The sequence below is a fragment of the Comamonas sp. genome, from assembly GCF_036643215.1.
Classification (GTDB): Bacteria; Pseudomonadota; Gammaproteobacteria; order Burkholderiales; family Burkholderiaceae_C; genus Comamonas.
In genome coordinates, this window is the sequence record NZ_JAVXSJ010000059.1 from 1 (window position 1) to 8,184 (window position 8,184).

7 protein-coding genes are annotated in these 8,184 nt (G+C 59.5%); 5 read left to right on the top strand and 2 right to left on the bottom strand.

Annotated features, from left to right (window positions below; translation table 11 throughout):
• The 4 genes from RSF91_RS19130 to RSF91_RS19145 all read left to right on the top strand — a co-directional run.
• Positions 1-579, top strand: a 579-nt coding sequence (locus tag RSF91_RS19130) for a molybdopterin cofactor-binding domain-containing protein (protein ID WP_332569902.1), incomplete at its 5' end; no start/stop codon positions are given.
• A gap of 23 nt (positions 580-602) precedes the next feature.
• Positions 603-1,901 carry a c-type cytochrome gene (locus RSF91_RS19135; RefSeq protein ID WP_332569903.1) on the top strand — a complete coding sequence of 433 codons (1,299 nt, stop codon included), beginning with the start codon at positions 603-605 and terminating at the stop codon, positions 1,899-1,901.
• 117 nt (positions 1,902-2,018) lie between these two features.
• Entirely contained in the window at positions 2,019-3,101 is a 1,083-nt protein-coding gene (locus RSF91_RS19140) for an XdhC family protein (protein ID WP_332569904.1), read from the top strand.
• Between the two features lie 105 nt (positions 3,102-3,206).
• On the top strand, positions 3,207-4,220 hold the full coding sequence (locus tag RSF91_RS19145) for a DNA/RNA non-specific endonuclease (RefSeq protein WP_332569905.1): 1,014 nt from the start codon (positions 3,207-3,209) through the stop codon (positions 4,218-4,220).
• Between the two features lie 235 nt (positions 4,221-4,455).
• Here RSF91_RS19145 and RSF91_RS19150 read toward each other — a convergent pair whose 3' ends face one another.
• Both RSF91_RS19150 and RSF91_RS19155 read right to left on the bottom strand, forming a co-directional pair.
• Positions 4,456-5,124: a type 1 glutamine amidotransferase domain-containing protein gene (locus tag RSF91_RS19150; protein ID WP_332569906.1), complete on the bottom strand. Its 669-nt coding sequence runs from the start codon at positions 5,122-5,124 to the stop codon at positions 4,456-4,458.
• A gap of 342 nt (positions 5,125-5,466) precedes the next feature.
• Positions 5,467-7,662: a hypothetical protein gene (locus RSF91_RS19155; RefSeq protein ID WP_332569907.1), complete on the bottom strand. Its 2,196-nt coding sequence runs from the start codon at positions 7,660-7,662 to the stop codon at positions 5,467-5,469.
• A gap of 250 nt (positions 7,663-7,912) precedes the next feature.
• On the opposite strand from RSF91_RS19155, the gene RSF91_RS19160 reads away from it, so the two are divergent.
• The coding region (locus tag RSF91_RS19160) for a winged helix-turn-helix domain-containing protein (protein ID WP_332569908.1) at positions 7,913-8,184 on the top strand (272 nt) is incomplete at its 3' end.

Genomic DNA, 8,184 nt, shown 5'->3' on the forward strand with positions numbered 1-8,184 from the left:
AAGCAATGCAACTGGCAGGACGGCCCTGCCCATCGCAACCCTGCTCCTGCAGACCAACGCCTGGTCAAGGGTCGCGGTTTTGCCTATGCGCGCTACATCCACAGCAAGTTCCCCGGCTACGGTGCCGCCTGGGCGACCTGGGCTGTCGATGTGACCGTGGACCGCGAAACCGGTGAAATCAAGGTGGACAAGGTCTTTGTCGCACAAGACACCGGTGCCATGGTCAACCCCGCAGGCGTGCGCCACCAGGTGCACGGCAATGTGGTGCAGTCCACCAGCCGCGTGCTCAAGGAATTTGTCACTTTCGACAAGAGCGGTGTGACCTCGCTGGAATGGGGTGGCTACCCCATCCTGCGCTTTGACGAGCTGCCAGAGATCGACTCTTTGCTGGTCGAGCGCCCCAACGAAGCACCCATGGGCGCTGGCGAATCGGCCTCCGTTCCCAGCGCTGCTGCCGTTGCCAATGCCTTCTTTGACGCCACCGGCGTGCGCCTTTTTGAAGTGCCCTTCACGCCCAGCCGCGTGCTGGCAGCACTCAAGGCAGCCAAGGCCGATACCGGCAACGCTTCGTCCAAGTGACCCCACAAATAAAGAGTACACACATGCGAACGTTCAAAAAAATCCTGATTGGCAGTGCGGCACTGGTTGCCGTGCTGGCAGTCGCCGGTCTGGCGCTCACCCATCAGGGCGAGATTGCCACGCAAGCCAGCATTCCATCCGCTGACTTCACTCCCCAGCAAATCGCCAAGGGCAAGCTGCTGGCCGCCATGGGTGACTGCGCCGTCTGCCACACCGCAGCCAACGGCAAGACCAATGCCGGCGGTCTGGCCATGCCCAGTCCCTTCGGCACCATCTACACCAGCAACATCACGCCAGACATGCAGACCGGCATTGGCAGCTGGACCTATGAAGCCTTTGAGCGCGCCATGCGCCACGGTGTGGACCGCGAAGGCCAGTACCTCTACCCCGCCTTCCCTTACACAGCGTTCAGCCGCGTGACCGATGAAGACATGAAGGATCTGTACGCCTTCCTGATGAGCGAGCCCGCTGTATCAAATGAAGCGCCCAAGACCGCGCTGAACTTCCCCTACAACGTGCGCCGCGGCATTGCCGCCTGGAACTGGCTCAACCTCAAGCCCGGCGTGGTGGCTGACGATGCACAGCAAGCCCCCGAGTGGAATCGCGGTGCCTATCTGGTCGAAGGCCTGGGCCACTGCAGCGCCTGCCACACCCCACGCAACGGCATGGCCGCTGAGAAGACCGGCGAATTCCACTTTGCAGGCGGCAGCGCTGAAGGCTGGGATGCACCCGCTCTGACCTCCAAATCGGCATCGCCCCTGCCCTGGACCAAGGGTGATCTGGTTGAGTACATGAAGACCGGTTTCTCCGAGCGCCACAGCGTGGCTGCCGGCCCCATGGCACCCGTGGCTCACGGCCTGTCGCAGCAAAGCGATGCCGACATTGACGCCATTGCCACCTATCTGATGAGCTACCGCGACGCCAATGCCGCCCCCGGCGATGCCAAAGCGCTGATCGAAGAAAAGACTGCCAAGCCCAAGCTGGCGCTGGACACTGAAGGCTACCGCCTGTATCAGGGTGCCTGCATGGCCTGCCACCGCGCAGATCCTTCGGCCAGCACCTTTGGCGTGCGCCCGCAATTGGCACTGAGCACCAGCCTGCATTCCGCCTCGCCTGACAACGCCATCATGGCCGTACTGGAAGGCGTGCAAAACCCAGCCCATGCAGATCTGGGTACCATGCCCGCCTTCCGCCATGCATTAAGCGATGCGCAGATTGCCACCCTGCTCAACACCATGCGCATGCAATACGGTGTGGATGCATGGAAAGACCTGCCCGCCAAGGTAGGCCAGCTGCGTAAACAGTCTCAAGCACAGCACTGATACACAGCACTCCCCATTGGCCTTCCCTGTCCTTCACAATGGCCACGGAAGGCCTTTTTACGCCGACAGCGGCACATGACTGATTTGGCAGTTGCCAGCAAATAAAGAAAGCAAGCAATGGACAATATCGACGTCCTGGTCCTCAAGGCATTACGCGACTGGCGCAGCGCCGGGCAGCGCGCCTTGCTGGCCACTGTCGTGCGCACCTGGGGCTCATCACCCCGCCCCGTTGGCTCCATGATGGCCTTGCGTGAAGACGGCCGCGCCATTGGCTCGGTCTCTGGCGGCTGCATTGAAGACGATTTGATTGCGCGCCACACCCATTCGCTGAACCAGAACCAAGGCATTACGGATGGTCCACCGCAATTGGTGCGCTACGGCGTCAGCGCCGATGAAGCCCACCGCTTTGGCCTGCCCTGCGGCGGCACGCTGGAGCTTCTGCTGGAGTTCAACCCCGACGCAGCCAGTCTGCAAGAGCTGGTGACCCAGCTTGAAGCCGGATCGCTGGTGAAACGTAGCGTGAACTGCGCCACCGGCGAAGCCAGCCTGCAGGTGGCCGAGCAGCCTGATGCGCTGGAGTTTGACGGCCACACGCTTACCAACCACCTTGGCCCCGGCTACCGCATGCTGCTGATTGGCGCGGGCGCGTTGGCCGAATATCTGGCCACGATGGCGCTGTTCAATGGTTTCACGGTCACCGTCTGCGACCCGCGCGAGGAATACATAGGCAGCTGGTCTGTACCGCAAGTCAGCAAGGTGATGGACATGCCCGACGATGCCGTCACCGCCTTCAAGCCCGATGCGCGCAGCTGCATCGTCGCCCTGACACACGACCCCAAACTGGACGATCTGGCCCTGCTCGAAGCCGTGCAAAGCGCCGCCTTTTACGTAGGCGCCATCGGCTCGCGCCGCAACAACCATGCAAGGCGCGAACGCATGATGGAGCACTTTGGCGAGACCGAAGAGTCGCTGGCCAAATTGCGCGGACCTATCGGCCTTTATATCGGCAGCAAAACCCCGGCCGAGATTGCGGTGAGCGTGATGGCCGAAATTCTGGCCGTGAAAAACGCAGTGCCGCTGCCGCAAGCCATGTCGGTAGAAGTGGCCAAACACGAGCAGGACATCGTCATGAGCGAGGCCAGCACACATTGCGCAATTCCAGAAATCGTCAGCCCGGCAAGCGCGGCGAAACAGCCCTGACAAGCACGAGGAAACAAGTCCTTTCATACAGCACAACATAAAGTGCGGCCTTCGGGCCGCACTATGCTTTTTAGAGCACGCATCCGGCGTACTATTGCCGCCTGAATGACGACCGCCAAGAAAAAGAAATCGCCTGCGCGCAAGCGCAGCCTTGCTTCCAGAACTGCTGCCTTCGGCATCTTCCGCATCAAGCGCTTTGTGCTGTCTGCCGGTGCCTCGGCGCTTGCCAGCTTTCAGATTGCCAGTTGCAGCTTCGACCCCGCCGCATCGGCTGAAAAGCTGCTCAATCAGGGGCTGGCTGCGCTGCATATTCAGACACTGAACATCCCTGCACTGAGCGCTCTCAATGAGACTCTCAGCGCCTTTCGCAAAAATGGCTGGCCCGATCTCGGCTCCTCTACAGGCCACACCAGCCCCGTGGGCGGCAAGGTGGACAAGGCCGATGTCACGGCTTCTGGCCAGCCCATGCGCTTCGCCAGCTGCTCGCAGTTCTTTCCCGGCGGCAAGGTCCCGACTCTGCAACTGCACCCGCATGAACGCGAGCTGTGCTTCAGCAGCTTTGCCGTGCTGCACAACGGCTCGACAAAAACGCCAGTCTTTGTCGCCCAGCGGCTGAACCGCCGCCTGCTGGAGCAAGGCCAGGGCCTGAAGCGCGCCGACAAGTTCTATGCCGATGCCCGCCTGCCCCGGGCTGAGCGCTCAGAGCTAGACGACTACAAGCACTCCGGCTACTCGCGCGGCCACATGGCACCGGCCGCAGACATGAGCACGCCCGAGGCCATGGCACAAAGCTTCAGTCTGGCGAATATGGTTCCGCAAAATCAGATTCACAACGCCGGTGCATGGAGTCAGGTGGAGCAAGCTACGCGCAAATATGCGCTACGCGCCAAGGGCGATGTCTATGTTTTCACCGGCCCTGTATTCACCAAAAATGCAGCGGCGATTGGCCCGGGAAAAGTAGCTGTGCCCGACTACATTTTCAAGCTAGTCTATGACGCCAGCACCCATAAGAGCTGGGTGCACTGGCAGGCCAACAGCGCCGACACGCGCATGGCCTCCCCCATCAGCTACGAAGAATTTACGCGCCGCACAGGCATGCCGCTGCTGTCTGGCGTGTAACGCTGACTTTCAAAAACAGGAGCTGTCTGCGCTTGACCATCATTGCTTTCAGAGCAATAAATGATCTGAAACGCAATTAAATAAACCGCAAGCAGCTCTTTATTACATAGCAATTCAGGCATAAAAAAACACGCTGGTACTTTAGTATCCAGCGTGTTTTTGCTGAGTCAGCGGAGACCTTGCTTCAACGCTACGGCATAAACAAGGCACATAAGCAAGACCCAAGAGCCTGCGTTTATTTGACGCCCAGCTCTTTCAGGCGCTTGATCACAGCCTCTGCCGTGACTTGTGATGAAACCTGCTGCTGACCTGTCACCAGATTGCCGTCCACAACGACGTGGGGCGTCCAAGGCGCTAACTTCACATAGTTGGCACCAGCAAGGCGCAAGCGGTCTTCCAGCAGCCAAGGGGCGTCGCCCGCAAAAGTGGCCTGATTTTCTTCTTCATTGCTGAAGCCGGTGAGCTTTTTGCCTTTGAACAGCCAGTTGCCATCCTTGTCAAATACCGACAGCAGACTTGCAGGGCCGTGGCAGACGGTTGCATAGACTTTGTTGGCGCCCAGCATGGCGGCGATGATGTTGCCGATGTCGGGGTCCACGGCTAGATCTTGCATGGGTCCGTGGCCGCCTACCGTGAATACTGCGCTGTAATTCGCAGGGTTGATGTCACCCAGGACCAGCGGTTTTTTAATGGCATCTTGCGCAGCGATATACGCTTTTTGATCATCTACCGATTGCTGGTTGTTGTCGTTGTAGCCCAGAGAAAGGCTCAGCGGATCAACCGTCGGTGGTCTGCCGCGTGGTGTGGCGATATGAACTTCGTAGTCTTCGGCCAGAAATGCTTTGTGCGGCTTGATGAATTCTTCAGCCCAGAACCCAGTGGGGTGGCGAGTGCCACTTTTCATGGTCCAAGTGTCAGCACCTGTGAGAACCATCAGAACTTTGATATTCGCCATATGTGAATGCGTTTGGGTGGTTAAAAAGGAGGTAAATGCTCACACAATGCAATTCCTCAAGACGTAGGACGCTCACCTGAACGGCAACCCCAGATCACCCACAGAGCAGCAAGCACGGGCTATCGAAAACAGGAGCTGCATGCGCAACTCTTTCATGGGTTTCAGGCCAAAAACGTCATGAATATCAAGCAATAAATGCGCAAGAAGCTATTGATTACATAGCGCTACAGACATAAAAAAACACGCTGGTACTTGGGTAACCAGCGTGTTTCTCATGGGACTGCCGTGAGCTTACTTCGCAGTGTCCTCAGCCACAGGTGCAGCCGATACAGCCGTTTGCGCCGATACCTTCGACGGCAGCACAGCATCGAGCCAGTGCATGCGCCAGGCCAGCAGCACGGTCACCACAACCAGACCCAGCACGCACAGGGTGTTGCGCAGCCCATGCTTATCCGCATACGGGTCGGCGTAACTGCGCTTGGCGTTGGTGGGCACCTTGGCCGTTTGCGACAGGCTGCGCCCAAGGCCCAGGTTGATGTTCATGCGGCCGTTAATGGCCCAGCCGCTGGCATCCAGAATCGGGCCCAGACTGCGCTGGCGCAGCTTGAGCCAGGCGATCAACATACTGGGGCCGGAGATGGCCAGCACAATGCCCAGAATGGCGACCGGAATCCACGGGCCCAGCTCGATGAACTTGCCAAAGATACCGACCATCACCGCGCTCAATGAGCCCAGTGCCACGCCAATGGCGGCCACCGTGCCCACATCCGTCTTGCGCGGTGCGCTGGCTGCGGCCGGTGCGGGGGCCAGGTCCTTGGGGGCCGTCACCAGCTTGGTAGCGTTGTCGCTGAGGCTGGCATTCACCACATCGTTCTTGGCCGCAGCATGCTTTGCGACTTGCTCCTCAATCATGCGCACGAACTTCTTGTACGGCGATGAGAAGGCCTGACCAATGCTGGTCGGGTTATCGATGAGCTTGATGATGGTGGCATCCCAGTCATTGCCCGCGCGGTCATAGAACACGCCGTTGCGGCCCACGAACAGAAAGTCCACATCACCCGCCGTAAACGCCGCGACGATGATTTTTTTCTGGCCTTCGCGCCTGCATTCGCAATAAGCCAGATAGGTTTTTGCCATGGCCGCCAGCACCGAGTGAGCTGCAGCATCGGCCACTTCCACTGTCAAATCGCAGCTGCGACCATCAAGGAACAGCGTACCGGCCTGAAACGCCGCGCCTTCGCGACGGTAGAAGCAGGAGAAGGAGACAAAGTTATTGAGCAGTGGCAGCAGATCGCGTTGCAGGCGAATCAGCTTTTCCAAGGCCATGGCTTGCAGGCTGTGCTCTTTTTCAGCGTCGTCATGGTCGAGCAACTGCGTCAGCGCATCTTGCAGACCGCTGCCCAGCAACGCTTGAACCTCGGCTTCACTCAAGGCCCCCAGCGGCGTGGCAGGGCATTCGGCCAGCCAGTTCTGGCAATGCGCCAGCATGGTTTTGAGCTGATCCCATTGTTCTTCGATCAGCACCATCAAGGCATCGCCAAAGACCGGCTGAATCGCCTGCTCGCGCAGGGTTTGCAGCGCCGCAGCCCATGCGGGATTGACGCCATGCACCAACGGCAAGTTGCGCTCGCCGGTGACCGCTGCCAGCGGCAGTGCGGCCAGCGCTTCAGAGGTGTTGCTCAGCACCTGCACACCTAAAGCGGCATAGCCCTCTTCGGTCGGGTTCAGCGGCGCCTTGGCGTTCGCATCAAACTCCACCAATCGGGTTCGGGCAAAAAAATCATCGACCTTGGCCTGCACGGCATTCACTGCCTCGGCTGCGGCCAGCGCCAGCGCGCGGGGCTGCAGGTGGCAGCCCAGCTCGGCTGCTTTGCCAAACCAGTCTTGCAGGCTTTGCACATCGACCCAGAAGGCTTCTGCCTTGATGCGATCAATGCCGGGCACACCGTCGTGACCATCTACCGCTCCATACAGCTCCTGAATGCGGGCAATCAGGCTGGCCAGCGCTTCGTCACCCTCAGCCGTTGCCGCGCTGACCACGCCATCGCCGTTAAAGCGCAGCGCTTGCAGAGAAGCCAGGCGCTCCTGTACCTGTGCCAGCGTGATGGCTTTGGCCTGCGGCTCGCCCGCCAGCTCCAGCACACGCCGGGCCTCGGCCAGCAAAGGCGCGCCGTCTTCGGTGGCGTCGTTGATGCTGGCCAGTTGCAGCACATCACCGCCATCGGCCAGCACTTGCGGGTCTCGCACACGCGCTACGGCCCATTCGCAGGCGGCGACCAGCTCGGGCGGGCGAATGCGCCCATCCTTGCTTTCGTCAATCAAATCCAGCGTTGCGCTATCAAATTCAATTCCGCGTGTGGGGCAGGCCAGCGCCACCCACAGCTTCTTGTCTAACTCACCAATGTGGGCAATGTCCTGGCCGGTGCGTATGACCACCTGGTCCACATCGCCGGCGCGGAAAAACTGCCACTCGTACTGCTGCTGCATGAAACCATCAACTCCCGGGCAAGGCTTGCCCTTGTCAAAGTGCCGGGCGACCAATGGTCACAGGCACTGTTCGCTATCAAAACCATGAGTTTAAAAGTCATTTAAGCGACAAAAATGGTGACATTTGTGAACTCTTGGCGTGTTTAGTGACGGCCTAATAAGCGGGTCTTCCTCGTCTTCGTCCTTTTCATTAATAAAGTATTTGTTTAGATACTTTATTTGCTACACTGATTCCGATAGAGCCCTGCCCATGACTCCCGCGCCCACCGCCTCTCAGACCCGCGACAAGCTGCATTTGCAGCTGGCCCGGCTATTTCGCAACAAGATCGCGACGGGCGAATGGCCGGTAGGGCAAAGCATTCCCACCGTCGAAGAACTCGAAGCCCTGCACAGCGTCTCGCGCACCACCGTGCGCATGGCAGTGCATGCGCTGGTCGATGAAGGCCTGCTGGAGACCCGCAAGCGCGGCGGCACCAAGGTGATGGGCCAGCCCTACAAGCCGCCCTCTTTCTTGCTGCCCAC

What these genes read in the sequence shown, in the direction of transcription:
- RSF91_RS19135 (WP_332569903.1), top strand. Translation starts at nt 603, where the DNA reads ATGCGAACGTTCAAAAAAATCCTGATTGGCAGTGCGGCACTGGTTGCC.
- RSF91_RS19140 (WP_332569904.1), top strand. Translation starts at nt 2,019, where the DNA reads ATGGACAATATCGACGTCCTGGTCCTCAAGGCATTACGCGACTGGCGC.
- RSF91_RS19145 (WP_332569905.1), top strand. Translation starts at nt 3,207, where the DNA reads ATGACGACCGCCAAGAAAAAGAAATCGCCTGCGCGCAAGCGCAGCCTT.
- RSF91_RS19150 (WP_332569906.1), bottom strand. Translation starts at nt 5,124, where the DNA reads ATGAAAAGTGGCACTCGCCACCCCACTGGGTTCTGGGCTGAAGAATTC.
- RSF91_RS19155 (WP_332569907.1), bottom strand. Translation starts at nt 7,662, where the DNA reads ATGCAGCAGCAGTACGAGTGGCAGTTTTTCCGCGCCGGCGATGTGGAC.